We start from the raw sequence: 26,332 nt of genomic DNA, 5'->3' as shown, positions 1-26,332 counted from the left end.
CGCGGGCTCCTCGATCAGCACGGGTGTCCGCGGTCTACGAGGCCGTCCTACCCCTTTGCTGGTCGAGCAGCTCCTCGGGACCTGACGAGACCCACGTGGATCAGTGGGTGGTCGTCGGGTCGCTCCTCCGCCCATCGACCCGACCGGGAACGGGGTCTGCGCAGCGCGCAGGGCCCCGCTCGCGTCCAGTCGACGGCGGCCGCTCCCGCGAGTGGACTCGGATCGGGTCCTGCGGATGCGCCGGGCCCCTTTCCGGGTCCACTCGCTGGGGCGAGCACGCGCATCCGCACCCTTGCCGGTCGAGCAGCCCCTCAGCGGCCTGCGAGAAGTGGTGGACCTCGATGCGCCGCGGGGAGCGGACTGCTCGGCAGCGGGTGAGCAGCGCAGCGGATCCGGTCAGGCGCCCGTGATCACGTCGATCAGGTGCGGCGCGAACGGCGCGGCGAGCGACAGGACGAAGCGGGTGCGGGCGCCCTCGGGGTGCATGTCGCGGTAGAGGCCGCGGAGGTCGGGGAGGGTCTGGCCGCGGCCGGGGCCGAAGGAGGTGTCGACCTCGACGGGGACGCGCGGGGCCGAGGTGAGCTCGAGGGCGCCGACGGCGATGGCGGCGGCCATCGGGTCGTGCAGCGCGGCCGTGCGATCGCCGAAGTGGCCGACGTAGAAGTCGAAGTAGTAGTCGAGCGCGTGCCCGATCGCGGACGCCAGCGGGTCGGCGGAGCGGATCAGGACGTCGCGCTGCTCCTCGTCCAGGAGGTGCTTCATCGTCACGTCCAGCGGGACGAGCGTGAGGTCCCAGTCCGCGGCCACGACCTCGGCCGCGGCGGCCGGGTCGTGCCAGATGTTCGCCTCGGCGACCGCGGTCACATTGCCCGGCGCCAGCCCGGCGCCGCCCATCACCGTGACGGAGTGCAGGAGCGACGGCAGCTCGGGGTGCTTCCGCAGCGCGAGCGCCAGGTTCGTCAGCGGGCCGATCGCGATCAGCCGCAGCTCGCCCTCGTGCTCGCGGGCGAGGCGGAGCAGCAGGTCCGCGGGGTCCTCGTCGACCGGCTCCGCGCCGGCGGGCAGCAGCACGCCGCCGATGCCGTTCTCGCCGTGCACGTGCGGGGACCCGCCGGAGTAGGGCTCCTCGAGGAAGTCGTGCGCGCCGACCGCGACGGGGACGTCGGTGCGCCCGGCGAGGGCGAGGAGGCCCAGGCTGTTCACGGCGGCCTGGCGGGCGTCGGTGTTGCCGCTGACGGTGCTGATGCCGACGAGGTCGGCGAGCGGCGAGCGCAGCAGGTAGGCCAGGGCGAGGGAGTCGTCGATGCCGGTGTCGCAGTCGAGGAAGACGGGGACGGTGGGTGCGGTCACGGGACTCCGATGCTCGAAGGGGGAGGGGTGCGGCGGGCATCGGCGGCCGGAGCAGATCCATTCTGGCCCTCCGGCGGCGCCGCCCCGACCGCGGGTAGCCTGAACCGGTGCCCGCCGCCCGGCCGGTGCTCGAGACGAGGAGGGGCCCGTGCCGCGTCCGTCCCTCGTCGCCACCGTGGCCGACGCGCTGCTCGACGAGATCGTCGCCGGCCGCATCCCGATCGGCTCCGAGCTGCCGAGCGAGGGCGAGCTGGCGCTCGCGCACGACGTGAGCCGGGCGACGATGCGCGAGGCGCTCGGTCGCCTGCAGGGCCTGAACGTCATCGATGCGCGCCGGGGCAAGCGCGGCACGGTGAACCCGGTCGCCCGCTGGAGCGATCTCGAGCCGATCCTGCGCGCGACCGCGTCGGGCGTCGACTCCGCCGCCGCGTCGCTGCACCTGATCGAGGTGCGGGAGATGATCGAGACCGGCGCCTCGGCGCTCGCCGCTGTCCGCCGCACCGACGCCGATCTCGCGCGGCTGGAGGAGGAGCTCGAGCGGATGACCGCCGCGCACGAGAGCGGCGACCTGGCCGCGTTCGTCGCCGCCGACATCGCCTTCCACGACGTGATCCTCGCCGCGACCGGCAACGTCTTCGTCGCCGCCGTCTTCGCGCCGCTCGCCAAGGTGATGCGGACGGAGCGCGAGCAGACCTCCGCGCTCGTGCAGATCCAGCGGAACGCCCTGGTCAAGCACCGCGCGGTGCTCGAGGCGATCCGGGCCGGCGACGCGGACGCCTCCCGCGCCGCGATGGCCGACCACATCGCCCAGACGGCCGAGGACCTGCGCCGCTACGTGCTCTCCGCCGACGACTCCTCCGACTAGGCGGCCGGCCGGCTGCGGTGGTGGATCTCGATGCGCCCGCCGCGCGGGCTGCTCGATCAGCAGGGGTGGCGCTGGATGTGCCGCTCGATCCGTGCTCGCTCTTCCGCGCACGTCGGGCTACTTGTAAGATATCTGATACCCCAGGACGAAGGAGTACCGGTGATCTCGGAGACGACGCTGCTGCAGCAGTACCCCGCGCAGGTGCCGGTCGAGGCCGCCGCCGTCGCCCGCACGCGGACGGAGCGCACGCCCGTCCTCGTGGTGCTGGACGACGATCCGACCGGCACGCAGTCCGTCGCCGACCTGCCGGTGCTGACCAGCTGGGCGGAGGAGGACCTCCGCTGGGCGCTCGCCACCGGCGCGCCCGCCGTGTACGTCCTCAGCAACACCCGGAGCCTCGCACCCGAGCACGCCGCCGAGCGCAACCGCGCGATCGTCGCCGGCGCGCTCGCCGCCGCCCGCTCCCTCGACGTGCCGGTCGCCTTCGTCAGCCGCGGCGACTCGACGCTCCGCGGGCACTTCCCGCTCGAGACGGACACCATCACGGACGCCCTCGACGGCGCGGTGGATGCCGTGCTCCTGGTGCCCGCGTTCCCCGACGCGGGCCGAGTGACGATCGGCGGCGTCCACTACATGCGCGGCGAGGAGGGGCTGCAGCCGGTCGCCGAGACCGAGTTCGCCCGCGACTCGACGTTCGGCTACGCCCACTCCGACCTGCGCGAGTGGGTGGAGGAGAAGACCGGCGGGCGCCGGCCGGCCGCGGAGGTCGTCGCCCTCGGGCTCGACACGATCCGCGCCGGTGCCGACGCCGTGGCCGCCGTCCTCGCTCCGCTCCGCGGCGGCGTGCCCGTCGTCGTCGACGCCGTCACCGAGGACGACCTGCGGCTGCTGGCCCTCGGTCTCGCGCAGGCGGAGGAGGCCGGGCTCCGCGTGCTCTACCGGGTCGGTCCGCCGTTCGTCCGGGCGCGCATCGGCCAGGAGGTGCACCCGCCGCTCACCGCGGAAGAGGTCTTCCCGAGCGGAGCCGACGCGGACGCGCGGGCGCGCGGCGGCCTCGTCGTCGTCGGCTCGCACGTCGGCCTCACCTCGCGGCAGCTGGCGCGGCTCGCGGCCACCGGCTCGCTCCGCGCGACGCTCGAGATCGACGTCGACCGCGCCGTCGACCCCGAGCGCGCGCCGGCGCACCTCGCCGAGCTCGTCGAGGCGGCGGTCGCGGCCCTCGCGGACGGCGACGTCGCCGTGCACACCAGCCGCTCGCTCCGCCGCACCGACGACCCGCAGGAGAGCCTCGACATCTCGCGGCGCGTCTCGGCGGCCGTCGTCACCGTGGTGCAGGGCGTGCTCGCCCGCGTCCGCCCGCGCTTCGTCATCGCGAAGGGCGGCATCACCTCGAGCGACGTCGCCTCGGAGGGCCTCGGCATCCGGCGCGCGATCGTGCGGGGCCCGATGCTGCCCGGCCTGGTCTCGCTCTGGGAGCCGGTCGAGGGGCCGGCCACGGGCATCCCCTACATCGTCTTCGCCGGCAACGTCGGCGACGACGAGTCGCTCGCGCAGGTCGCCGCGACGCTCCGCGCTCCCGCGCTCTGACCGCGCATCCGCATCCGCCCCGATCCCCTGGAGGACCCCGTGACCGCACCCGACACCGCCCCCGCCCCCGCCCCCGAGTACACCGTCGCCGTCCTCGGACTCGGCGCGATGGGCCTGCCGATGGCGACCCGCCTGGCGGGCTCGCTGACCGTGCACGGCTTCGACATCGCCGAGCCGCGGCTCGCGCTGGCCCGTGAGGCCGGGATCACGCCGTTCGGCTCGGCCCGAGAGGCGGTCGCGGGCGCCGATGCGACGCTGCTCGCCGTCCGCAACGGCGCTCAGCTGCGCGAGGTGCTCTTCGGCGGCGCCGGATCCGAGGGCATCGCGACCGCGCTCCGCCAGGGCTCGGTCGTCATCATGACCAGCACGGTCGGCATCGCCGAGGTGACCGACGTCGCGGCGGCGCTCGCCGAGCACGGGGTCGATCTCGTCGACGCCCCGCTCAGCGGCGGACCGGTGCGGGCGGGGGCGGGCGACCTGCTGATCGTCGTCGGCGCGACCCCCGCCGCCCGCGAGCAGGCCCGCCCCGTGCTCGACCTGCTCGCCTCGACCCTCAGCGTCATCGGCGACCGCCCGGGCGACGGCCAGGCCTTCAAGACCGTCAACCAGCTGCTCTGCGGCGTGCACATCGCCGCCGGAGCGGAGGCGCTCGCGCTGGCCGCGAAGCTCGGCCTCGACCCGGCTGCCACGCTCGAGACGCTGTCCGCCGGTGCGGCCGGCTCGTTCATGCTCGGCAACCGCGGCCCGCGGATGCTGCAGGCCGGCGACGAGGGCGGGGCCGAGGTGCTGAGCCGCCTCGACATCTTCGTCAAGGACCTCGGGATCGTCACGACCGCCGCGCGCGCGGCCGGGCTGGCCACCCCGGTCGCCGCCGCGGCCGAGCAGCTGTTCCTGCTCGGCGCGGCGCAGGGCCTCGCGGCGGCCGACGACTCCGCCGTCATCTCGGTGCTCGTGCCGCCCGCCTGATCAGGGGCGGGGCGGGCCGGAGCGCCTCAGCCGGGGCGCACCAGTCCGCAGTGGCTCAGAGCAGCGCCCACGTCTCGCGGAGGCGGTCGCGCCACCAGTCCAGCCGCTCCGGCGAGACCGCATGGCGCAGCAGCAGCGGCTCGGACACCTCGACCCGCTCGACCGGGATCGCGCCGTCGACCGGCCGCAGCGGCCGCTCGGTGACGTCCGCGGCGAGCAGCGAGGCCGTGCCGAGGCCGCAGTCGTAGGGCAGCTCGGGCAGTGCCGCGGCGAGCGCCGCTCCCATCGCCAGCCCCACCGAGCTGTCCAGCGCGCTCGAGACCACCGCGGGCAGTCCCGCCTCGGCGACGAGATCCAGCGCCCGCCGCACCCCGCCGAGCGGCTGGGCCTTCACCACGAGCAGGTCGGCGGCTCCGGCGCGGGCGACGGCGAGCGGATCCGCGGCCTTCCGCACGCTCTCGTCGGCGGCGACGGGGATGCCCATCCACTTCACCCGGCGGCGCAGATCGGCGAGCTCGTCGACGCTCGCGCACGGCTGCTCGACGTACTCGAGGTCGGCGGAGGCGAGGGCGTGCACCGCGTGCTCCGCCTCGTCGACGTTCCAGCCGCCGTTCGCGTCCACGCGGATCCGCCCCTCCGGTCCGAGCACCCGGCGCACCTCGGCGACCCGCGCCACGTCGTCGGCGAGGGTCTGCCCGCGCTCGGCGACCTTCACCTTGGCGGTGCGGCAGCCGTGGTAGCTCGCGAGGATCGCGGCGACCTCGTCCGGGTCCACGGCCGGCACGGTCGCGTTCACCGGGATGCGGTCGCGCAGCGGGGCGGGCTGCTCGCTCCAGCCGTAGTCGAGGGCGGCGCGCAGCCAGGCGGCCGACTCCGCGGGTCCGTACTCGAGGAACGGGGAGAACTCGGTCCAGCCCTCCGGCCCGCGGACCAGGGCGATCTCGCGGTGCTCGACCCCGCGGAAGCGCGTGCGCAGCGGCAGCGCGACGACGTGCAGTCCGGCGTCGACCTCGCCGAGCGAGGGCAGGGGAGCGGGGAGCGGGGGAGCGGGAGGCACGACATCGTCCATCCCGCCATCATCCTCCGCCGCGGGAGCGGGCCGGGACGGGCGGCGCTCAGCCCGCGTCGTCGAAGACCGCGGGCAGCCCGCCCTCGCCGCCCCCGCTGCTGAGCACGTGGCCGGTCGCGGCGTCGATCGTGAGCACGAGGTGGTCGAGCGTGAGGTCGATGACGCCGAAGGGCGCCGGCATCTCACCGGTGTAGCCGACGAGCCAGAGCGAGTCCTCGGGAGCGAGGCCGGGAGGAGCCGCGATCACCTGTCCCGAGGCCCGCAGCGAGCCGTTCTCGCCGTAGACGGAGTCGGCGCTGACCCGGACGGCCCGCTCGCTGCCCGCATCGACGCCCGGGCCCTCGAGCGGGCGCACGACGGCGATCGCGGCCTCGGCGGAGTCGATCGGCGCGCCCGTCGGAGCGGCCGGCGCGTCGGCGGCCGGCGTGCTCCAGATCTCGATGTCCGCGAGTGCGTCGGCGGCCGGGTCGGACGCGGTGACGACGACCGTCTGCGCGGCGGCCTCCGCCTCCCGAGCGCCTCCCGCGCCGGCGACGGACGCGAGTGCCGCCATCGCTCCGACGGCGATCACGCCGACCACCGTCCCGAAGCCCGCTTCGATCCGGTTCACGACGCCTCCCACCGCGGCCGGTCGTCTCCGGCGCGCGGGGCCAGCGTGGCACACGGAGCGCCGCGTGCCCAGGGGAGGATCGGCGCCGACGGCCGGTGGCCCGGCCCGTGCGAGACTGGCGTCGACGACGCTCGACCCCGGAGGGACGCGATGAGCCAGGTACCCGTGAGCCCGCCCCCGACGAGCCCGGCGGCTCCGTCCGGTGTCCCCGGGGCGCCCCGCCCCCGGCCGCTCGGCACCGGCGGCTGGATCGCGCTCGGCACGAGCATCGTCGTCGGCGTCGTCTACACCGGCGTGCTCGGCACGCTGCTCGCGCTCGGCCTGGGCACGGCGATCGACGCGACCGCCGACGCCCTGCCGACGGCGGCGCCCGGCTTCACCGACGAGCCGTTCGGCGAGGCGACCGAGGGCCCGGACAGCGGCGACCCGGCCGACCCGCTCTACGACTACCCCGGCTACCAGGACGGCGACGCCGCCCTCGTCCTCGCGCAGCCGTCCGCCGAGACCGCGATCGCGCAGTCCGAGGCGGCCGTCTCCGCCATCGAGGCCACCGTCCTGGACGGCTGGACCTCGGCCGACGACGAGTACTACGAGCGCTCCGAGAACGGCTACGGCGGGCCGTCCCTCCTCTACGACTACATCTCGGCCACGAGCTACGCCGACGCGGACCTCGGCTCCGACGCCGCCAAGCAGGCGGTCGTCGACGTCTTCACCGCGGCGGTCGCTCCGCTGGGCTTCGATGCCGTGGACGTCGCCGACACCCCGGCGGAGTGGTCGGAGGTCGGCTACGAGTACGAGGGCGGTCTGAGCGACGAGGAGGCGGGGGCCGCGCTGTGGATCGTCACCGCCTACTCCACGGTCGAGGACGTGCCCGCGATCGAGATCGGCCTCGTCGATCTCGGCGCCGACAGCACCGGAGAGGTCGAGCGGATGCTCGACGACGTCGGGCTCACCCCGCCGGACAGCGGAGCCTTCCTCGCCGGCTACGCCAACTCGATCCTCGAGGAGGGCGACCGGGCCGAGTTCACCGAGCGCATGCAGGCGTACGGCGGAGTCGCGGCGACCTGACCCGCGTCGGTACCGGGATCGCGGTGACCCCGCAAGCCCGAGCCGATCGCCCGTGCGCCGCCTAGCGTGAGGGCATGGCCCAACCCCGAGCGACCAGACCCCTGCGCGACTACGCGGCGATCGGCGACGGGAGGACGGTCGCGCTGATCGCGAGCGACGGCAGCGTCGACTGGCTGCCGGTCCCCGACCTCGGCTCGATCCCGGCGTTCGCGGCGCTCGTCGACGCGAAGACCGGCGGCTGCATCGAGCTCGCGCCGGAGGAGCCCGCGGAGACGACCCGCCGCTACGTGGACGACACGAACGTGCTCGAGACCACCTTCACCACCGAGTCCGGCACCGTGACGGTGACCGACGCACTCGTGACGGGGATCGCCGGCCGGCTCCCGTGGGCCGAGCTCGCGCGCCGCATCGAGTGCACCGAGGGCGAGGTGCGGATGCGCTGGGTCGTCCGCCCCGGCACCGGCCTCGGCACCTTCTCGCCGTGGATCCAGAACGCGGACGGCCGCTCGCTGATCCGCGCGGGCGACATTACCATCGGCGTCACCGGCAAGGACCACGGGCCCGTCGACGACAGCGCGCCCTCCGGCGCCGGCGACGAGCTGGCCGGCGGCTTCGTCGCGACGGCGGGCGGCGAGCGGCACGTCCTGGTCGTCTCCGCGACGCACGACGAGCCCCTGCACTTCCCGGTCGCCGTGAACGTCGACCGCGGCATCGACCGCACGCTCGCCAGCTGGCAGTCCTGGTCCGACGAGTTCTCCTACGACGGTCCCTGGGCCGGCGCGGTGCAGCGCAGCGCGCTCGCCCTCAAGCTGCTGATCTACTCGCCCACCGGAGCGATCGCCGCCGCGGCCACCACGTCCCTCCCCGAGTCGCCCAACGGCGGCAAGAACTGGGACTACCGCTTCGCCTGGGTGCGCGACGCCGCGTACACGGCGCACGCGCTGGTCCGCTTCGGGCTGCGCGAGGAGACGCACGCCGCGCTCTCCTGGCTGCTGCGCACGATCAAGGAGCACGGCCCCGACCTGCACATCTTCTACGGCCTCGACGGCTCGCTGCCGACGGAGCTGAGCGAGTACGACGTCCCGGGCTACGCGGGGATCGGCCCGGTCGTCGCCGGCAACGGCGCGCAGAACCAGCTGCAGCTCGGCGTCTTCGGCGATCTCTTCGACATCTGCCGCATCTACGTCGACGAGGGCAACGTCCTCGACATCGAGACCGGCCGGCTGCTCGCGCGCGTCGCGGACACCACCTGCGACCTCTGGCGCAACCGCGACGCGGGCATGTGGGAGCTCGAGGAGGAGCAGCACTACACCTCGTCGAAGATGGGCTGCTGGCAGGCGCTCGACGCCGCCGTGCACCTCGCCGAGCTCGGCCAGGTGGCGGGCAGTCCGGACCGCTGGCGCTTCGAGCGCGACCGGATCCGCGACTGGATCGAGGAGAACTGCTGGTCCGAGGAGCTCGGCTCCTACGTGATGTACCCGGGCACCGAGGAGCTGGACGCCTCCGTCCTGCTGCACGCGCCGAGCGGCTACGAGCGCGGCGAGCGGATGATCTCGACGATCGACGCGCTGGTGAAGGAGCTGGGTCGGGGCGCGCTGCTGTTCCGCTACTCCGGCATGGAGGCGGAGGAGCACCCCTTCGTCGCCTGCTCGTTCTGGCTCGCCGGCGCGCTCGCCTGCGTCGGCCGCCACGACGAGGCGATCGCGCTGATGGACGAGCTGGTCGCGACCGTCCCGAACGACGTCGGGATCATGTCCGAGATGGTGGCCGTCGACGACCTGGCCTTCTGGGGCAACCTGCCGCAGGGCCTCAGCCACCTCGCGCTGATCAACGCCGCGATCACGATCGAGGAGCTGGCCCCCGAGAAGGTCGGAGGGCGCTGATGGGCCTCGAGGCGCGGGTCTTCCGCGACACCGGCGCGATCCTCGTCGAGAGCCCGTTCTGGCACCGCGGGCGGTTGCACTGGGCCGACATCTCGACCGGCACCGTGCACGTGAGCGCCTGGGACGGAGCGGTCGACGGCTCGGACGACCGTGTGGTCGCCGTGGAGGCGCCGCTCGGCTCCTTCCAGCCGGTCAGCGGCGGCGGCTTCGTCGCCGCGCTGGGCGACCGGGTGGTCCTGCTCGACGAGTGCTTCGCCGTCACCCGGGAGCTCGCTCCGATCGAGCACGTGCACGCGGGCCTGCGGATGAACGAGGGCAAGTGCGATCCGTTCGGCCGCTTCGTGGCGGGATCGATGAACCTCACGACGGGCGAGCCGGACGCCGCGCTCTACCGGATCGACGCGGACGGCGCGCTCGAGACGCTGCTCGGCGGCTTCGGCGTCGCGAACGGGTTCGAGTGGTCCGACGACGGCCGCACGTTCTACTTCACCGACACCGCTGCCTCGACGGTCTACAGCGCCGCCTACGGACCGGGTGACGAGCTCGGCGAGCCCGAGCCGTTCCTCACCGGACGCGCGTTCGACGGGCTCGCGCTCGACGTCGACGGCGGCTTCTGGGCCGGGGCCAACGGCGAGGGCGCGGTGCTGCACTGGAGCGCCGCCGGCGAGCTGCTCGAGGAGATCGCGATCCCGGCGCCGAACGTCACGGGCGTCGCCTTCGGCGGCCCCGACGGCGCGACCCTCTTCGTCGGCACCGCGCGGGAGAACCTCGAGGAGCAGCAGCTGCGCGACGCTCCGCTCTCCGGCGCGGTCTTCGCGATCGGCACGTCCACGCGCGGTAGACCCGCGAACGCGTTCGCGCAAGCGGGTTGAGGGGCTCCGGCGGGGCCGCGTAGACCGGAGTCATCACCTCGGCGCGCTCCGCGCAGCCGGGGTCGTGAGAAGGGAACAGCACTGATGGACCTCGGCATCTCCGGGCGCACCGCCCTCGTCACGGGCGGCGACTCCGGCATCGGCTGGCACACCGCCCAGCTCCTGCTCGCGGAGGGCGTCACCGTCGTCCTCAGCGACAAGGACCAGGGGAAGCTCGACGAGGCCGCCGCCCGCCTCGGCGCCGCGGACGGCACCCTGCACGCCTTCGCCGCCGACGTCACGAGCGAGTCCGAGCTCGCCGCCCTGCACGAGCGGACGGCCGCGGCCGTCGGCGAGATCGACATCCTCGTGCAGTGCGCGGGAGTCACCGGCGCTCAGGGCCTGTTCCACGAGATCGACGACGAGGGCTGGACCAGCACGATCGAGACCGACCTGCTCGGTCCCGTCCGCCTGGTCCGCGAGTTCCTGCCCGATCTGCGCTCCGGAGGCTGGGGCCGCCTCGTGCTCACCGCCTCCGAGGACGCGGTGCAGCCCTACGACGACGAGCTGCCGTACTGCGCCGCGAAGGCCGGCGTGCTGGCGCTCGCCAAGGGCCTCTCCCGCTCGTACGCCCTCGAGGGCCTGCTCGTGAACGCCGTCTCGCCGGCCTTCATCCACACGCCGATGACCGACGCGATGATGGACAAGCGCGCCGACGAGAACGGCACCTCGAAGGAGGAGGCGATCTCGTCCTTCCTCGACGAGGAGCGGCCGTACCTGGAGTTGAAGCGACGGGGCCGGCCCGAGGAGGTGGCCGCCGTCATCGCGTTCCTCTGCTCCGAGCGCGCCTCGTTCGTGAACGGCTCGAACTACCGCGTCGACTCCGGCTCGGTCGCCACGATCTAGCCCCCTGTCCCGGCGTCGTCCAGGGCGCGCACCGTGTGCGTCCGGGTGACGTCCAGCCCCATGAGTCACACTCGAAGTCGGGTTTTCCGCATCCCGGCACTGTCAGAGAAAGGAACGGTCCATGACCACCACCCTCGAACGCCACGTCGAAGCCCCCGCGGGCTCCGGAGCGAAGACCAGCCGCCGCCAGAACGCCGAGAAGGGCTTCAAGGCCTCCAAGGAGCTGCTCGACAGCCTCCAGATCGTCCTCGTCGACCTGATCGAGCTGCACGTCCAGGGCAAGCAGGCCCACTGGAACGTCGTCGGCAAGAACTTCCGCGATCTCCACCTCCAGCTCGACGAGATCATCGAGGCCGCGCGCGAGTTCAGCGACGACATCGCCGAGCGCATGCGCGCGCTGCACGGCATCCCGGACGGCCGCAGCGACACCGTCGCCGCGACGACCACGCTGCCGGAGTACCCGCACGGCGAGATCGACACCGCCGAGACCGTCGACCTCGTCACCATCCGCCTCGAGAACACCGCCGCCACCATGCGCGAGGTGCACGACCAGGTGGACGACGAGGACCCGACGAGCGCCGACCTCCTCCACGCGATCATCCAGAGCCTGGAGCAGTACGCCTGGATGGTGTCGGCCGAGAACCGCACCACCTCCGCCGCGAAGTAGCACCAGCGCACCACCCGTCGAGGGACCCCGCCACCGCGGGGTCCCTCTTCGCGTCTCCGGGATGCCCGCCGACGCAGGAGCGTGCGGAGCGGGCGCATCTCATGCTGATCGAGCAGCCCGCGCAGCGGGCGTCTCGAGATCCACGTCGTCTCGAGTGTGGAGGTCGGGTCTCGATACGCCCTGCGGACTGCTCGACCAGCAGGGTGCAGCGGGACCGATCCTGCCCCCAGCCCTCGACAGTAGGGTCGAGGCCATGAGCACGCAGGTTTCCGAGCTGTTCGACGCGCGCCGCTGGGCGCCGGTCGACGGGTTCGACGGTCTCGAGGACATCACCTACCACCACGACCGCTCGGGCCGGATTGCCCGGGTCGCGTTCGACCGCCCGGAGGTGCGCAACGCGTTCCGCCCGCGCACGGTCGACGAGCTGTTCCGGGCGCTCGAGGACGCGCGGACCAACCCGCGCATCGGCGTCGTCATCCTGACCGGCAACGGCCCCAGCCCGCGCGACGGCGGCTGGGCGTTCTGCTCGGGCGGCGACCAGCGCATCCGCGGCCGCGACGGCTACCGCTACTCCGACGGCGAGACCGCCGAGGGCATCGACTCGGCCCGCAACGGGCGCCTGCACATCCTCGAGGTCCAGCGACTGATCCGCTTCATGCCCAAGGTCGTGATCGCCGCCGTCCCCGGCTGGGCGGCCGGCGGCGGGCACTCGCTGCACGTGGTCTGCGACCTCACGATCGCCTCCGCGGAGCACGGCCGCTTCAAGCAGACCGACGCCGACGTCGGCTCCTTCGACGCCGGCTACGGCTCCGCGTACTTCGCCCGGCAGATCGGCCAGAAGAACGCGCGCGAGGTGTTCTTCCTCGCCCGCGAGTACTCCGCGCAGCGCGCCTACGAGATGGGCGCCGTGAACGAGGTCGTCCCGCACGCCGAGCTCGAGGCGACCGCCCTCGAGTGGGCGGAGACCATCCTGACCAAGTCGCCCACCGCGATCCGCATGCTCAAGTACGCCTTCAACGCGGTCGACGACGGACTCGTCGGCCAGCAGCTCTTCGCCGGCGAGACCACCCGCCTCGCCTACGGCACCGACGAGGCCGTCGAGGGGCGCGACTCCTTCCTCGAGAAGCGCGCGCCCGACTGGTCGCCCTTCCCGTGGCAGTTCTGACCGTGGCGGCTCCGGTTCCGGCGGCCGGGCGATGACCCGCCCGCTCGCCTCCGTCGATCCCGCTCCGGAGAAGGTGCTGATCGCCCTGCGCGCGGCGCTCGACGGCAGCGGCCCCGCCGTGCGGATCGGGCCCCCGGCGAGGGAGTCCGAGCCCGAGGCGGACGCGGTCGTGCCGCAGCGCGTCGCCGTCGTCGTCGAGACCTCCGGCTCGTCCGGCCCGCCCAAGCGGGTCGCGCTCAGCACCTCCGCCCTGCTCACCAGCGCCTCCGCGACACTCGCCGAGCTCGGCGGTCCCGGCCGCTGGCTGCTCTGCCTGCCCACCCACTACGTGGCGGGCGTGCAGGTGCTGGTGCGCTCGCTGACCGCCGACGCCGACCCCGTCGTGCTCCCCGCCGGCGCCTTCGACGCCGCCGCCTTCCTCGCGCTCGCGCGCACGATGCCGGCGGGGGAGCGGCGCTACTCGTCCCTCGTCCCCGTGCAGCTCGCGCGGCTGCTCGACCTCGCCGAGAGCGACCCCGCCGAGGCCGCGGTCCTCGCCTCCTTCGACGCGCTGCTGATCGGCGGCCAGTCGACCCCGCAGGCGCTGCGCGAGCGGGCGGCAGCGCTCGGCGTGCGGATCCGGCTCACCTACGGCTCGAGCGAGACCGCCGGCGGCTGCGTCTACGACGGCGTCCCGCTGCGCGACGTGCGGATGCGCGTCGTCGACGGCCAGGTCCTCCTCGGCGGTCCGACCCTCGCGGAGGGCTACCTCGACGCGGACGGCGGACTCGACGCGGAGCGCAGCGCCGCCGCCTTCGTCTCGCTCGACGGCGAGCGCTGGTACCGCACCGGCGACGCCGGCGTCGTCGAGGACGGCCGACTGAGTGTCACCGGCCGCCTCGACCGGGTGATCGTCTCGGGCGGGGAGAAGGTCTCGCTGGACGCGGTCGAGCGGGTGCTGCGCGACGGGCTCCTGCCCGACGCGGTGGTGGTGCGCCGGCCGGATGCGCAGTGGGGCGAGGTGCCGGTGGTCGCGACGGAGGCCCCGGACGTCGACCTGGCCCGGCTGCGCTCCGCTGTCGTGGAGCGGCTCGGGCGCGCGGCCGGTCCGGCGGCGGTGCTCGCCGTCGCGGAGATCCCACTGCTCGCCTCGGGGAAGCCCGACCGCCGGGCGCTCGAGACCCTCGCGGCGGCCGGAGAGGTCTGACGACGGGCCCGGACGGGGGCGGGGAACGACGCTTCGCCGGACGGCCGACGCCGGGGGAGCGGCACGGCCCACTCGGTAGGATTCCCTCCGTGTCGAGTTCGAGTCGCAAGAAGAAGCCGTCGGCGAAGCCCCGGAGCGGTCGCCCCGGCGGCGACCCCCGCCGCGTCGTCGTCGAGCCCGCCGGCCCGCGCGAGTGGATCGCCGGAGCGCGGCTGCGGACCCTCCCGCTCGCCATCGCCCCCGTCCTGATCGGCACCGGGGCCACCCAGGTGACGGACGAGGGCTGGCACTGGGTGCGCGCCCTGCTCTGCCTCGTCGTCTCGCTCGCGCTGCAGATCGGCGTCAACTACGCCAACGACTACTCCGACGGCATCCGCGGCACGGACGCGAACCGCGTCGGCCCCTCCCGCCTCACCGGATCCGGAGCCGCGAAGCCCCGCGCCGTCCTCACGGTCGCGCTGGTCTTCTTCGGCATCGCGGGCGTCGCGGGCCTCGTGCTCACGGTGCTGTCCGGCTTCTGGTGGTTCCTGATCATCGGGGCCGCCGCGATCGCCGCCGCCTGGTTCTACACCGGCGGCCGGCGTCCCTACGGGTACCTCGGCCTCGGCGAGCTCTTCGTCTTCGTCTTCTTCGGACTCGTCGCCACCGTCGGCACCACGTTCGTGCAGATCGGCCGCGCGAACCAGGAGTCCTGGCTCGGCGCCGTCGCCGCGGGCCTGTTCGCCTGCGCGGTGCTGATGGTCAACAACATCCGCGACATCCCGACGGACCGCCTCTCCGGCAAGCGGACCCTCGCGGTCGTCGTCGGTCCGACCATCGCGCGGGCGATGTACAGCGCCTTCGTGCTGGTGCCGTTCGGCATCGCGGTGGTGCTCGCGCTGTTCTACCCGCTGGCCTGGCTCACGCTCTTCGTCCTGCTGGCGGTCCTGCCGGCCATCCTCATCACGCTGACCGCGCGCACGGCGAAGGAGCTCATCCTCGCCCTGCAGCTGACCAGCCTGAGCGGCCTCGCCTACGCCGCGATCCTCGGCGCAGCCCTCGCCTTCTGACCAACCCCTCATGCTGGTCGAGTAGCCCCGCAGGGGCGTATCGAGACCCTCCATCACCGAGACGCCGCGTCTGCAGACCACCGTGCCGACGGTGGTGGATCTCGATACGCGCGCTGCGCGCGCTACTCGATCAGCAAAGGGCGCCCGCTGCGCGGGCTCCGCGAGTGGCGGGGTCAGGCGCCGGGGCGCCCGTCGCGGGCCGCGTCGACCGCGGCGTCCTCGATGTCGTCGTCGGTCGGCGTGCGCGGGACGTCCTTGCGGCGCTGGTAGATCGCCTCGGCGATGCGCTCGCGGGGCTTGCGCAGCACGATGTAGGAGAGCGACATGCTCGCGATGGCGGCGACGAAGCCGGCGGTCACGGCCGCGGTCAGCTCGGAGTCGACGAAGGAGCGCGCCGGCAGGTACACCAGCACGAAGACGCCGGCGAACATGGCCAGACGCAGGAGCGAGTAGACGACGACCGCGCGGCTCAGTTTCACCGGGCAAGTGTACGTCGGCCCCCGCATGCGCGTCCGTGAGCACCCCGGGAGCTCCCTGTCCAGCATCCGTGCGCCCGGTTCCTTCGAGGACCCCGGACGTACACTGGACACCATGATCCGCCTGTTCATCGGCCTGCTCGTGGCCCTCGCCGTCTTCACGGTCTACACCGTGATCGACGTCGCCCTGAGCAACCGCCACGCGGTGCGCGCGATCCCCAAGTGGTCGTGGGTCCTCGTGGTCCTCCTCCTGCCGATCATCGGCGCCGGCCTCTGGTTCTGGATCGGCCGCCCGCGCAAGCAGCGCTCCGACGACCGCCGCTTCACGGCCCCGGACGACGACCCCGACTTCCTCGGCACCCTCCGCCGCGAGCGCGACCCCGAGAAGGAGCGCGAGCAGGCCGAGCGCATCGCCCAGCTCGAGCGCGACCTCGCCGATCTCGACGACTCCGGCGAGTCGGACGGCACCGGCCGTCGGGATGCCTGACGCGGCTCCGGTCGCCCCCTCCACCCGTTCCGCGGTCGACCTCCTCTCCCGCTTCGTCGCGCTCGGAGTCCGCGACGTCGTCGTCTCTCCCGGCTCCCGCTCGCAGGCGCTCGCCCTCGTCGCGGCCGAGCTCGAGACCCGCGGCGGCATCCGTCTGCACGTCCGCATCGATGAGCGCTCGGCCGGGTTCCTCGCCCTCGGGCTCGCTCTCGAGACCGGTGTGCCCGCACTCCTGATCACCACCTCCGGCACCGCGACCGCGAACCTCCACCCCGCCGTGCTCGAGGCCGACGCGTCCGACGTGCCGATGATCGTGCTCACCGCCGATCGTCCCGGCGAGCTGCGCGGCATCCGCTCCAACCAGACCACCGACCAGGTCGAGCTGTTCGGCCGGGCCGTCCGCCTCTTCGAGGACGTCGCCGCGCCCGACGCGCTGTCGACGGCGGAGTCGGCCTGCGCGCTCGCCGACCGCGCCTACGCGGCCGCGCTGCGTCCCGGCGGTCCCGTGCACCTCAACCTGGCCTTCCGCGACCCGCTGTCCTCGCGCCTCCCGGCCTTCGACGTGCCGGCCGCGGGATCCGCCGCACCTGCACCGGACGACGTCGTCGTCGCTCCGGAGACGATCACGGCCGGACCGCTCGAGCCCCTCACCGTCGTCATCGCCGGCGACAAGGCGGGAGCCGAGGCCGAGGCTCTCGCCCGCGCCGGCGACTGGCCGCTGCTCGCCGAGGTCTCCTCGGGCGCCCGCTTCGGGCCGCAGCTGGTCGTCGCCTGGCGCCGGCTCCTCGCCGAGCCCGAGTTCGGCGGCCGGGTGCGTCGCGCGATCGTCCTCGGTCACCCCACGCTGTCCCGCGAGGTCCCGGAGCTCCTGCGCCGCGAGGACGTCGAGGTGATCGTCGTCGACCGCGGACGCCGCGAGTTCTACAACCCCGGCCGTCGCGCGCGCAGCGTCCGCGCCCTCGCGGTCGTCCGCCCCGAGGGCTCTCCGCGTCCCGAGCGGTCCGAGCGCGCCTGGGCCGGCACCTGGGTGTCGGCGAGCCGAGCGCTCCTGGCCGACGCCGATCCGGACGCGATCCCCGAGGCGCCCGACGGCGGCTCGATGTCGATCGAGGACCGCCGCGGCTACGCCCGCAACGCCCTCACCGCGATCCGCGCAGCGCTCACCCGCGAGTTCGTCGTCGCGGCGGTCTGGCGCGTCACCTGGCCGCACGACCGCCTGCTCTTCGGCGCCTCGCGCCTCATCCGCGTCGCGGACGGCTCGCTGCCCGGCAAGCGGATCACCGTCCACTCCAACCGCGGGCTCGCCGGCATCGACGGCACGGTCTCGACCGCGCTCGGCATCGCCGTCGCCTCGCAGTCCGGCGACGCGGGCTCGGGCGGCGCCACCCGCGTCGTCCTCGGCGACCTCACCCTCCTGCACGAGGCGGGCGGACTGCTGCTCGCCCCGGGCGAGCGCCGGCCCCGGGTGCAGCTGGTCGTGGTGAACGACGGCGGCGGCACCATCTTCGACGGCCTCGAGGTCGCGACCAGTTCGGCGCCCGACGCCTTCGACCGCGTGCAGTTCACGCCGCAGACCGTCGACATCGCCGCGCTGGCGAGGGCCTACGGCTGGTCGCACCGCCTCGTCGCCACCCGCGGCGAGCTGGAGCAGGCCCTCACCTCGCCCGGCGAGGGCCCCGGCATCGTCGAGATCGCGCTCGAGCGCTAGCGCCGGCCCGGAGGGACGAGCACCGGTCAGCCCAGCGCGTCGAGGATCGGGCGGAACTTCATCCCGGTCTCCGCGAGCTCCGCGTCCGGGTCGCTGTCGGCGACGATGCCCGCGCCTGCCCACGCGGTGACGGCGCCGTCGGCCGAGACCTGGGCGCTGCGCAGCCCCACGGCCCACTCGCCGTCGCCGTTGCCGTCGATCCAGCCCACCGGACCGGCGTAGCGGCCGCGGTCGAACGGCTCGAGCTCCTCGAGCAGATCCAGCGCCCGATCGGTCGGGGTGCCGGCGACGGCCGCCGTCGGGTGCAGGGCGTCGACGAGGTCGAGCGCGGTGGAGCCGTCGTCGAGCGTGCCGCGCACGTCGGTCGCGAGGTGCCACAGGTTCGGCAGCTCGAGCGCGAAGGGCTCGGGGGTGGTGGAGAGCGAGCCGGTGTGCGGGCGCAGCTCGCGGAGGAGGCTGGCGATCGCGAAGGCGTGCTCGGAGCGGTCCTTCGCGCTGGCGAGGAGTGCGCGCGCGATCGCGGCGTCCTCCTCCGCGTCGCCGCCGCGAGCGCTGGTACCGGCGAGGACGCGCGCCGTGATCGCGCCGTGGTCCACGCCGACCAGTGTCTCCGGGCTGGCGCCGAGGAAGCCGTCGACCGAGAAGGTCCAGCAGTCGGGGTAGCCGTCGGCGAGATCGCGCAGCAGGCGGCGGCGGTCGGCGTCGCGGGGGAGCCGTCCCTGCAGATCGCGGGCGAGCACGACCTTCTCGAGCGCGCCCGAGCGGATCGTGCCGACGGCCGACGCGACGGCGGCGCGGTAGGCGTCGGGCGTCATCGCACCGGGGAGGAGGGGGAGCCGGTACTCGTCGCCGTACGAAACCGAGTCGGGGACGCGCGGCGAAGCCGTCGACCGGTCGGCGGTGCCGATGCGGGTCAGCCAGGACCGTCCGCCGCGGGAGCCGATCACGACGCGGGGGACGATGAGGACGCTGCGGGCGCTCGACCGGCTCGAGAACGCGAAGGCGCCGAAGGCCACGAGCCCCGTGCCGGGGACGCCGAGCGGATCCGCGACGACGGCCGAGGCCGACAGTTCGCGCCACGCGGCCGAGGCCTCACGGATGCGGTCCGGGCCGGAGAACTCGAGCCGCAGCGCCTCGCCGAGCCCGGCCAGGCCGGCCCCGCCACGCTGCCAGAGCAGCGGACGCCGCGGATCCACGCGGGGGAGCAGCTCCTGCGGGCCGTCGAGCGGAGTCGTCTCGGCGTGGAGGGGAGGAGCCCCGGCCCCGGTCGATGTCACTGCTCCACAGTACGCCCGCGCTGGAAAGCGAGACGTTGTGCGCCGCAGCGCCCCTCACCCGGGGGCCCGCTGCTACCGTTTCCTCGTCCGGGGCCGCCGCAGCTAGGCGGAGCAAGGCGGCCCCGGCACCTCCGCCCGCCCCTTCTCCTCCCGGCTCGTCCTCCGGCCGGCGGTGGTCGTCTGAGCGGATGTGCAAGGGCGGGCGATGCACAGCCGCCGCCCCGCTCCTCGCCCTAGACTCGATGATCGTGACAAAGGCAGACCTCACCAAGCGGCCCGACGAGGTCGCTGCCATGTTCGACACGGTGGCGCCCGCCTACGACCTGACGAACACCGTCCTGTCCGTCGGCAACGACCACCTCTGGCGGATCGCCACGACCCGCGCCGTCAACCCGGCGCCGGGCGAGCGGATCCTCGACGTCGCGGCCGGCACCGGCACCTCGAGCGCCTCGCTCGCGCGCTCGGGGGCGCAGGTCGTCGCGGCCGACTTCTCCCGCGGGATGATCTCGGTCGGCCGTCGCCGGCACGCCGAGAACGAGCTCATCGAGTTCGTCCTGGCCGACGCCATGAAGCTCCCCTTCGAGGACGAGTCCTTCGACGCGGTCACCATCTCCTTCGGCCTGCGCAACGTCGCCGAGCCGCGGACGGCGCTCGCCGAGTTCTTCCGCGTCGTGAAGCCCGGTGGCCGTGTCGTGATCTGCGAGTTCTCGACCCCGCCGCTGAAGCCCCTCGCCGCCGCCTACGACTTCTACCTGACGAAGGTCATGCCCGTGATCGTCGGCCTCGCCTCCTCGAACGACCCGGCGTACGACTATCTCGGCGACTCCATCCGCGCCTGGCCCGAGCAGAAGGTCGTGGCCGGCTGGCTCCGCGCCGCCGGCTTCGAGCGCGTCGCCTACCGCGACCTCACCGCCGGCATCGTGGCCCTGCACCGCGGGGTCAAGCCGATCGCGGCGACCTGATGCGCGCCCAGGGGCCTGCCGGGCCGAGACGTTAGGGTTTGAGTGTGAACGCCAGTGCGCCCGTCGCCCGCCGCAGTCCGTCTCTGACGGCGCAGCTCGGCCTCTCCGAGCGCATCTTCTCGACCGCGCCGGACCGCGCCCTCGCCCGCAGCATCGACGACGGGCTCGAACGGGTCGAGGCCGGCATGGTCCAGCAGCTCTCGTTCGCGGACGCGGTCGCGGACGTGTCGACGCGCTACCTGCTCGAGGCCGGCGGCAAGCGGGTGCGGCCGATGCTCACCCTGCTCACGGCGCAGCTCGGCCGGGGCAACACCCCCGAGGTGCTCAGCGCCGCGCAGGCCATCGAGATCACCCACCTCGGCTCGCTGTACCACGACGACGTCATGGACGAGGCGGAGAAGCGCCGCGGCGTGCCCTCGGCGCAGACCGTCTGGGGCAACAACGTCGCGATCCTCACCGGCGACCTGCTCTTCGCGCGGGCGAACCAGCTGATGACCGAGCTCGGCGAGCGCGCGATCCGCCTGCAGACCGACACCTTCGAGCGCCTCGTGCTCGGCCAGCTGCACGAGACCGTCGGCCCGGGTGAGGGCGAGGACCCGGTCGAGCACTACCTCGGGGTCCTGGCGGACAAGACCGGCTCGCTGATCGCCGCCGCCGCGCGCACCGGCGTCGTCTTCTCCGAGGCGCCCGCTCCCTTCGAGGAGGCGGTGCGCGTCTTCGGCGAGAAGATCGGCGTCGCCTTCCAGATCGTCGACGACGTCATCGACCTGTCGCCGCAGCCGGAGGAGACAGGCAAGAACCCGGGCACCGACATCCGCGCCGGCGTCTCGACGCTGCCGATCCTGCGTCTGCGCGAGCGGGCCTCGACCGACCGCGATGCGGCCGTCCTGCTCGCGCGCATCGAGAGCTACGTCAGCCGCACCAACGACGCGATCGCGCACACCGACGAGCAGAGCGCCGACATCTCCGACGCCATCGCGCAGCTGCGCGACCACCCCGTGACGGCGCAGACCCTCGCCGAGGCCCACCGCTGGGCCGACGAGGCCGTCGCCGCCCTCTCTCCGCTGCCCGACGGGCCGGTCCGCAAGGCGCTCACGCGCTTCGCGGACACGGTCGTCGACCGCAACGGCTGACCCCGATCGTCGCGGCGCGTTCGAGCGCCGCAGGAATGAGTCCGGAGACGCGCCTCGGCGCCCCGGCAGGAGGAATGCAATGACCAAGCTCAGGCTGGCCATCGTCGGCGCGGGTCCCGCGGGCATCTACGCCGCCGACCTCATGATCAAGGCCGAGAAGAAGTACGACGTCTCGATCGATCTGTTCGAGCACCTGCCGGCGCCCTACGGCCTCGTCCGCTACGGCGTCGCACCGGACCACCCGCGGATCAAGGGCATCATCACGGCGCTCCGCGAGGTGCTCGACCGCGGCGACATCCGGATCTTCGGCAACGTGCACTTCGGCACCGACATCACGCTCGAGGACCTCAAGCGGCACTACAACGCGGTCATCTTCTCGACCGGGGCGATCCGCGACGCCCCGCTCGACGTCCCCGGCGTCGAGCTCGAGGGCTCGTACGGCGCCGCCGACTTCGTCAGCTGGTTCGACGGCCACCCCGACGTGCCGCGCACCTGGCCGCTCGAGGCCTCCTCCGTCGCCGTCATCGGCAACGGCAACGTGGCGCTCGACGTCTCGCGGATGCTCGCCAAGCACGCCGAGGACCTCCTGCCCACCGAGGTGCCGCCGAACGTCTACGACGCGCTGGCCGCCTCGCCCGTCACCGACGTGCACGTCTTCGGCCGCCGCGGCCCGGCGCAGGTCAAGTTCACCCCGCTCGAGCTGCGCGAGCTCGGCGAGCTGCGCGACGTCGACATGATCGTCGCCGACGAGGACTTCGTGCTCGACCCCGCCTCGCAGGCGGCCATCGACACCAACAAGCAGGTCATGGTGATCAACCGGGTGCTGAACCAGTGGCGCACCCGCGAGGTCGGCTCGGCCTCGCGCCGCCTGCACCTGCACTTCTGGGCCAAGCCGCTCGAGCTCGTCGACGACGGCACCGGCCGCGTGTCGGCCATCCGCTACGAGCGCACCGAGCCGGACGGCGAGGGCGGCACCCGCGGCACCGGCGAGATCCGCGAGATCGCTGTCCAGGCCGTCTACCGCGCCGTCGGCTACTTCGGCTCCCCGCTGGACGGCCTGCCGTTCGACGAGATGCGCGGTGTGATCCCGAACCGCGAGGGCCAGGTGCTCGACGACCACGACGAGCCGGTGCACGGCGTCTACGCCACGGGCTGGATCAAGCGCGGACCGGTCGGCCTCATCGGCCACACCAAGTCGGATGCGATGGAGACCGTCGGGCACGTGCTCAACGACCAGGCGTCCTGGTGGACCCCGGCTCACCCCGAGGAGTCGGCGGTCGTCGCCCTGCTCGAGGAGCGCGGCGTCGCCTACACCGACCTCGACGGCTGGCACCGCCTCGACGAGCACGAGCAGGCGCTCGGCGCTCCGCAGGGCCGCGTCCGCGTCAAGGTCGTCCCGCGCGAGGACATGATATCGATCTCGCGCGGCGAGACCGTCTCGAGCTGAGGCGCGTCCGTCGGAAGGGCCCTCGGAGCGATCCGGGGGCCCTTCGGCGTCTCCCGGATGTCGGAGGGCTCCCCTAGGATTCGGGCACCGCTGACGGACGGAGACCGCATGACCCCCTCGACCCTCGGAGAGGCGGGGCCGCGCGACGCGGGCCCGCACGACGTGATCCGGGTGCGCGGCGCCCGCCAGAACAACCTGCGCGGGGTCGACGTCGACATCCCGAAGCGGCGGATCACCGTCTTCACGGGTGTCTCGGGCTCCGGCAAGTCCTCCCTCGTGTTCGGGACGATCGCGGCCGAGTCGCAGCGGCTGATCAACGAGACCTACTCCGCCTTCCTGCAGCAGTTCATGGGCTCGCCGGCCCGGCCGGACGTCGAGTCGCTCGACGGGCTGTCGGCGACGATCGTCGTCGACCAGGAGCGGATGGGGGCGAACGGCCGCTCGACCGTCGGCACGGCGACCGACGCCTACACGATGCTCCGCATCCTCTTCAGTCGGATCGGCGATCCGCACGTGGGGACCAGCGGCGCCTTCTCGTTCAACCTGCCCGAGGGCATGTGCCCGCGCTGCGAGGGCACCGGCCGAGTCTCGGACATCGACCTCGACGCGCTGCTCGACCGCTCGAAGTCGCTCGAGGGCGGTGCGCTCGACGCGATCCCGAACTTCGTCGTCGGCGGCTGGTACTGGAAGAGCCTCGCCGAATCGGGGCTCTATCCCGCGGACGTGCCGATCGCCGAGTTCACCCCCGAGCAGCTCGACGACTTCCTCTACAAGCCGGCCACCAAGATGCCGATCGCCGGCATCAACATGACCTACGAGGGCCTGGTGGTGAAGGTCACGCGCCTCTACCTCGCGAAGGAGGCCGCGCAGGCGCACATCCGCGCCTTCGCCGAGCGGGTGGCCACCTTCGGCGCCTGCCCGGAATGCGGGGGAGCCCGGCTCACCCGCGCGGCGCTCTCCTCGCTGATCGGCGGCCGGAACATCGCCGAGTGCTCGTCGATGCAGGCGACCGATCTCGCGGAGTGGCTGCGCGGCGTGCGCGACCCCTCCGTCGCCCCGATCGTCGAGGCGCTGCTGGGCACGCTTGACTCGCTGGTGCAGGTCGGGCTCGGCTACCTCTCGCTCGACCGCGAGTCGGGCACGCTCTCCGGCGGCGAAGCTCAGCGGGTGAAGATGGTGCGGCACCTCGGGTCGAGCCTCACCGACATCACCTACGTCTTCGACGAGCCGACGGCGGGGCTCCATCCCCACGACGTCTCGCGGGTGATCGAGCTGCTGCGGCGGCTCCGCGACAAGGGCAACACCGTGCTCGTCGTCGAGCACAAGCCGGAGATCATCGCGGTCGCCGACCACGTCATCGACCTCGGTCCGCGGGCGGGCTCGCACGGCGGCGAGATCCGCTTCGAGGGGTCGGTCGCGGCGCTGCGCGAGTCCGACACCCTCACCGGCCGCCACCTCGACCACCGGGTGCCGCTCAAGAGCGAGGTGCGGCGGCGCACGGGGGTCGCCGAGATCCGCGGCGCCTCGATGCACAACCTGCGCGGGGTCGACGTCGACGTCCCGCTCGGCGTGCTGACCGTCGTCACGGGCGTCGCCGGCTCGGGCAAGTCCTCGCTCATCCACGGCTCGCTGGCCGAGCGGCCGGGGGTGATCGTCGCCGACCAGTCGCCGATCCGCGGCTCGCGGCGCAGCAACCCCGCCACCTACACCGGCGTGCTCGATGCGATCAGGACCGCCTTCGCGAAGGAGAACGGCGTCAAGGCCGCCCTGTTCAGCGCCAACTCCGCGGGTGCCTGCCCGGTCTGCAAGGGCGCCGGGCTGATCTTCACCGAGCTCGGCCCGGCGGCGACCGTCTCGTCGGTCTGCGAGGAGTGCGAGGGCAAGCGGTTCACCGCCGAGGTGCTCGAGTACCGGCTCCGCGGGAGGAACATCCACGAGGTGCTCTCGATGCCGATCGTCGACGCGGCGGCGTTCTTCGGATCCGGGCCGGCGCACACGATCCTGGCCCGCCTCGTCGACGTCGGGCTCGGCTACCTCACCCTCGGCCAGCCGCTGAACACGCTGTCCGGCGGCGAGAGGCAGCGGTTGAAGCTCGCGATCAACATGGCCTCGAAGGGCTCGGTCTACCTCCTCGACGAGCCGACGACGGGCCTGCACCTCGCCGACGTCGACAACCTGCTCGGCCTGCTGGACCGCCTCGTCGACTCCGGCTCGACGGTGATCGTGATCGAGCACCACCAGGCGCTGATGGCGCACGCCGACTGGATCATCGACGTCGGCCCCGGCGCGGGGCACGACGGCGGGACCATCGTGTTCGAGGGGACGCCGGCGGACCTCGTCGCCGGCGCGCAGACACGCACCGGCGACGCGCTGCGGGCCTACACGGCCTGACGGGACGGCCTCCGGAGAGCCTCTGCTGGTGCGCCCGGCGTCAGCGCGAGAACGGGCCGCTCAGAGCCGCCCACTGCAGCAGCATGATCGTCTTCGCGTCGATGATCTGGACGCCGATCTGCGCGAGCGCCTCGTCGAAGGACAGCTCGACCAGCTCGGTGTCCTCGCCCTCGTCGGCGAGTCCGGCGTAGACGCCGTCGCTCGAGCCGGCGCGGTAGGGCCCGGCGTAGAAGTGCAGCATCTCGGTGATCGAGCCGGGGCTCATGAACGCGTCGAAGACGTGCTCGAGCCGGCCGACCTCGAGGCCGGTCTCCTCCGACGCCTCGCGGCGCGCGCCCTCCTCCGGACCGTCCTCGTCGAGGAGCCCCGCCGGCACCTCGAGCAGCATGCCGTCGAGGTTGCCGTTGACATAGGTGGGGTAGCGGAACTGGCGTACCAGCACGACGGAACGCGCCTCGAGATCGTAGAGCAGCACGGCCGCGCCGTTGCCGCGGTCGTAGGTCTCGCGGTGCTCGGTGGTCCAGCGGCCGTCGCGGTGGCGGTACTCGAACTCGGTGGTGCGCAGGACGTACCAGTGGCTGGAGAGGAGGGTCACCGACTTCACGACGACGTCGGGGTTGCCGGTGAGGTCGTGGCCCTCGCGGTCGAGGCCGGTGCGGCCCCGCGCGTCGGGGGCGTCGATGCCGGGGCGGGTCGGCGTGCTCTCGGAGTGCGACATCCCTCAGCGGAAGTTGACGAACTGGAGGTCGAGGTCGAGGTCGGCCCCGCGCAGCAGCGCCATCGTCGCCTGGAGGTCGTCGCGGCTCTTCGACGAGACGCGCAGCTCGTCGCCCTGGATCTGCGACTTGACCGACTTGGGCGCCTCGTCGCGGATCAGCTTGTTGATCTTCTTCGCCTGCTCCTGGTCGATGCCGTCCTTGAGCGTGGACTCGATCCGGTACTCCTTGCCCGAGGCGAAGGGCTCGCCCGAGTCGAGGCTCTTGAGGCTGATGCCGCGCTTGATCAGCTTGGTCTGGAAGACGTCGAGGATGGCGTTCGCCCGCTCCTCGGTGTTCGCCTTGATCAGGATCTTCTCGCCGCTCCAGGCGATCGAGGCGCCGACGTTCTTGAAGTCGTAGCGCTGCTCGACCTCCTTGTGGGCCTGGTTGAGGGCGTTGTCCGCCTCCATCTTGTCGACCTTGCTGACGACGTCGAACGTTGAATCTGCCATGCCTTCGAGCTTAGCTTTC

24 protein-coding genes are annotated in these 26,332 nt (G+C 73.4%); 17 read left to right on the top strand and 7 right to left on the bottom strand.

What is annotated here, in order from left to right; genetic code table 11:
• Window positions 1-396: 396 nt before the first annotated feature.
• Complete coding sequence (locus tag GTU73_RS16095; RefSeq protein WP_160090677.1) at window positions 397-1,350, bottom strand: nucleoside hydrolase; 954 nt, start codon at window positions 1,348-1,350, stop codon at window positions 397-399.
• A 148-nt stretch (window positions 1,351-1,498) separates the two neighbouring features.
• Here GTU73_RS16095 and GTU73_RS16090 point away from each other — a divergent pair, with 148 nt between their 5' ends.
• The 3 genes from GTU73_RS16090 to GTU73_RS16080 all read left to right on the top strand — a co-directional run bounded on the left by GTU73_RS16090 (window position 1,499) and on the right by GTU73_RS16080 (window position 4,768).
• A complete protein-coding gene (locus GTU73_RS16090) occupies window positions 1,499-2,215 on the top strand; it encodes a FadR/GntR family transcriptional regulator (RefSeq protein WP_160090676.1) in 717 nt (238 codons plus the stop codon).
• Window positions 2,216-2,374: 159 nt separating this feature from the next.
• Window positions 2,375-3,802: a four-carbon acid sugar kinase family protein gene (locus GTU73_RS16085; RefSeq protein WP_244231670.1), complete on the top strand. Its 1,428-nt coding sequence runs from the start codon at window positions 2,375-2,377 to the stop codon at window positions 3,800-3,802.
• A gap of 39 nt (window positions 3,803-3,841) precedes the next feature.
• Window positions 3,842-4,768 (top strand): NAD(P)-dependent oxidoreductase, encoded by a 927-nt coding sequence (locus GTU73_RS16080; RefSeq protein ID WP_279630798.1) that lies wholly within the window; start codon window positions 3,842-3,844, stop codon window positions 4,766-4,768.
• Window positions 4,769-4,823: 55 nt separating this feature from the next.
• Here GTU73_RS16080 and GTU73_RS16075 read toward each other — a convergent pair whose 3' ends face one another.
• Together GTU73_RS16075 and GTU73_RS16070 are read right to left on the bottom strand one after the other, a co-directional pair.
• A complete protein-coding gene (locus GTU73_RS16075; protein ID WP_160090675.1) occupies window positions 4,824-5,837 on the bottom strand; it encodes an o-succinylbenzoate synthase in 1,014 nt (337 codons plus the stop codon).
• 46 nt (window positions 5,838-5,883) lie between these two features.
• Window positions 5,884-6,447 carry a hypothetical protein gene (locus GTU73_RS16070; protein ID WP_160090674.1) on the bottom strand — a complete coding sequence of 188 codons (564 nt, stop codon included), beginning with the start codon at window positions 6,445-6,447 and terminating at the stop codon, window positions 5,884-5,886.
• A 165-nt stretch (window positions 6,448-6,612) separates the two neighbouring features.
• On the opposite strand from GTU73_RS16070, the gene GTU73_RS16065 reads away from it, so the two are divergent.
• The 8 genes from GTU73_RS16065 (at window position 6,613) to GTU73_RS16030 (ending at window position 15,222) form a co-directional block, all read left to right on the top strand.
• Entirely contained in the window at window positions 6,613-7,515 is a 903-nt protein-coding gene (locus GTU73_RS16065) for a hypothetical protein (RefSeq protein ID WP_160090673.1), read from the top strand.
• 74 nt (window positions 7,516-7,589) lie between these two features.
• Window positions 7,590-9,398 (top strand): glycoside hydrolase family 15 protein, encoded by a 1,809-nt coding sequence (locus GTU73_RS16060; RefSeq protein WP_160090672.1) that lies wholly within the window; start codon window positions 7,590-7,592, stop codon window positions 9,396-9,398.
• Window positions 9,398-10,270, top strand: coding sequence for an SMP-30/gluconolactonase/LRE family protein (locus GTU73_RS16055; RefSeq protein ID WP_160090671.1), 873 nt, complete (start codon window positions 9,398-9,400; stop codon window positions 10,268-10,270). The genes GTU73_RS16060 and GTU73_RS16055 overlap by 1 nt, the downstream gene beginning before the upstream one ends.
• A gap of 84 nt (window positions 10,271-10,354) precedes the next feature.
• Window positions 10,355-11,155, top strand: a complete 801-nt coding sequence (locus GTU73_RS16050) for an SDR family oxidoreductase (protein ID WP_160090670.1) — start codon at window positions 10,355-10,357, stop codon at window positions 11,153-11,155.
• A gap of 121 nt (window positions 11,156-11,276) precedes the next feature.
• Window positions 11,277-11,822, top strand: coding sequence for a DNA starvation/stationary phase protection protein (locus tag GTU73_RS16045; protein WP_160090669.1), 546 nt, complete (start codon window positions 11,277-11,279; stop codon window positions 11,820-11,822).
• A 253-nt stretch (window positions 11,823-12,075) separates the two neighbouring features.
• A complete protein-coding gene (locus GTU73_RS16040) occupies window positions 12,076-12,987 on the top strand; it encodes a 1,4-dihydroxy-2-naphthoyl-CoA synthase (RefSeq protein WP_160090667.1) in 912 nt (303 codons plus the stop codon).
• A gap of 31 nt (window positions 12,988-13,018) precedes the next feature.
• On the top strand, window positions 13,019-14,173 hold the full coding sequence (locus GTU73_RS16035; protein WP_160090666.1) for an AMP-binding protein: 1,155 nt from the start codon (window positions 13,019-13,021) through the stop codon (window positions 14,171-14,173).
• Between the two features lie 89 nt (window positions 14,174-14,262).
• The gene (locus GTU73_RS16030) at window positions 14,263-15,222 is read left to right on the top strand and encodes a 1,4-dihydroxy-2-naphthoate polyprenyltransferase (protein WP_160090664.1); all 960 of its coding nucleotides are present in this window, start codon (window positions 14,263-14,265) and stop codon (window positions 15,220-15,222) included.
• Between the two features lie 173 nt (window positions 15,223-15,395).
• Here the strand turns inward: GTU73_RS16030 and GTU73_RS16025 are convergent, their stop codons facing one another.
• Window positions 15,396-15,701, bottom strand: a complete 306-nt coding sequence (locus tag GTU73_RS16025) for a DUF4229 domain-containing protein (RefSeq protein ID WP_160090662.1) — start codon at window positions 15,699-15,701, stop codon at window positions 15,396-15,398.
• 112 nt (window positions 15,702-15,813) lie between these two features.
• Between GTU73_RS16025 and GTU73_RS16020 the strand changes: the two genes are divergently transcribed.
• Window positions 15,814-16,185 carry a PLD nuclease N-terminal domain-containing protein gene (locus GTU73_RS16020; protein ID WP_160090661.1) on the top strand — a complete coding sequence of 124 codons (372 nt, stop codon included), beginning with the start codon at window positions 15,814-15,816 and terminating at the stop codon, window positions 16,183-16,185.
• Window positions 16,178-17,893 carry a 2-succinyl-5-enolpyruvyl-6-hydroxy-3-cyclohexene-1-carboxylic-acid synthase gene (gene menD, locus GTU73_RS16015; RefSeq protein WP_160090660.1) on the top strand — a complete coding sequence of 572 codons (1,716 nt, stop codon included), beginning with the start codon at window positions 16,178-16,180 and terminating at the stop codon, window positions 17,891-17,893. The genes GTU73_RS16020 and menD overlap by 8 nt, the downstream gene beginning before the upstream one ends.
• Before the next feature lie 26 nt (window positions 17,894-17,919).
• Here menD and GTU73_RS16010 read toward each other — a convergent pair whose 3' ends face one another.
• Window positions 17,920-19,170, bottom strand: a complete 1,251-nt coding sequence (locus GTU73_RS16010; protein ID WP_160090659.1) for an isochorismate synthase — start codon at window positions 19,168-19,170, stop codon at window positions 17,920-17,922.
• Window positions 19,171-19,412: 242 nt separating this feature from the next.
• Between GTU73_RS16010 and ubiE the strand changes: the two genes are divergently transcribed.
• From ubiE to GTU73_RS15990, 4 genes are all read left to right on the top strand, one after another.
• Window positions 19,413-20,132 carry a bifunctional demethylmenaquinone methyltransferase/2-methoxy-6-polyprenyl-1,4-benzoquinol methylase UbiE gene (ubiE, locus tag GTU73_RS16005; RefSeq protein WP_160090658.1) on the top strand — a complete coding sequence of 240 codons (720 nt, stop codon included), beginning with the start codon at window positions 19,413-19,415 and terminating at the stop codon, window positions 20,130-20,132.
• A gap of 44 nt (window positions 20,133-20,176) precedes the next feature.
• Window positions 20,177-21,265 (top strand): polyprenyl synthetase family protein, encoded by a 1,089-nt coding sequence (locus GTU73_RS16000; protein WP_160090657.1) that lies wholly within the window; start codon window positions 20,177-20,179, stop codon window positions 21,263-21,265.
• 79 nt (window positions 21,266-21,344) lie between these two features.
• The gene (locus GTU73_RS15995; protein WP_160090656.1) at window positions 21,345-22,712 is read left to right on the top strand and encodes an FAD-dependent oxidoreductase; all 1,368 of its coding nucleotides are present in this window, start codon (window positions 21,345-21,347) and stop codon (window positions 22,710-22,712) included.
• A gap of 108 nt (window positions 22,713-22,820) precedes the next feature.
• A complete protein-coding gene (locus GTU73_RS15990) occupies window positions 22,821-25,103 on the top strand; it encodes an excinuclease ABC subunit UvrA (RefSeq protein ID WP_160090655.1) in 2,283 nt (760 codons plus the stop codon).
• Window positions 25,104-25,143: 40 nt separating this feature from the next.
• On the opposite strand, the gene GTU73_RS15985 is transcribed toward GTU73_RS15990, so the two are convergent.
• Both GTU73_RS15985 and GTU73_RS15980 read right to left on the bottom strand, forming a co-directional pair.
• Window positions 25,144-25,821 carry an NUDIX domain-containing protein gene (locus GTU73_RS15985; RefSeq protein ID WP_160090654.1) on the bottom strand — a complete coding sequence of 226 codons (678 nt, stop codon included), beginning with the start codon at window positions 25,819-25,821 and terminating at the stop codon, window positions 25,144-25,146.
• A 3-nt stretch (window positions 25,822-25,824) separates the two neighbouring features.
• On the bottom strand, window positions 25,825-26,313 hold the full coding sequence (locus GTU73_RS15980) for a YajQ family cyclic di-GMP-binding protein (protein WP_123447856.1): 489 nt from the start codon (window positions 26,311-26,313) through the stop codon (window positions 25,825-25,827).
• Window positions 26,314-26,332 lie beyond the last annotated feature (19 nt).

This window comes from Rathayibacter sp. VKM Ac-2804 (genome assembly GCF_009866655.1).
GTDB lineage: Bacteria > Actinomycetota > Actinomycetes > Actinomycetales > Microbacteriaceae > Rathayibacter.
Note: the sequence above shows the minus strand (reverse complement) of the source record. Positions and strands in the feature narration are given on the sequence as shown.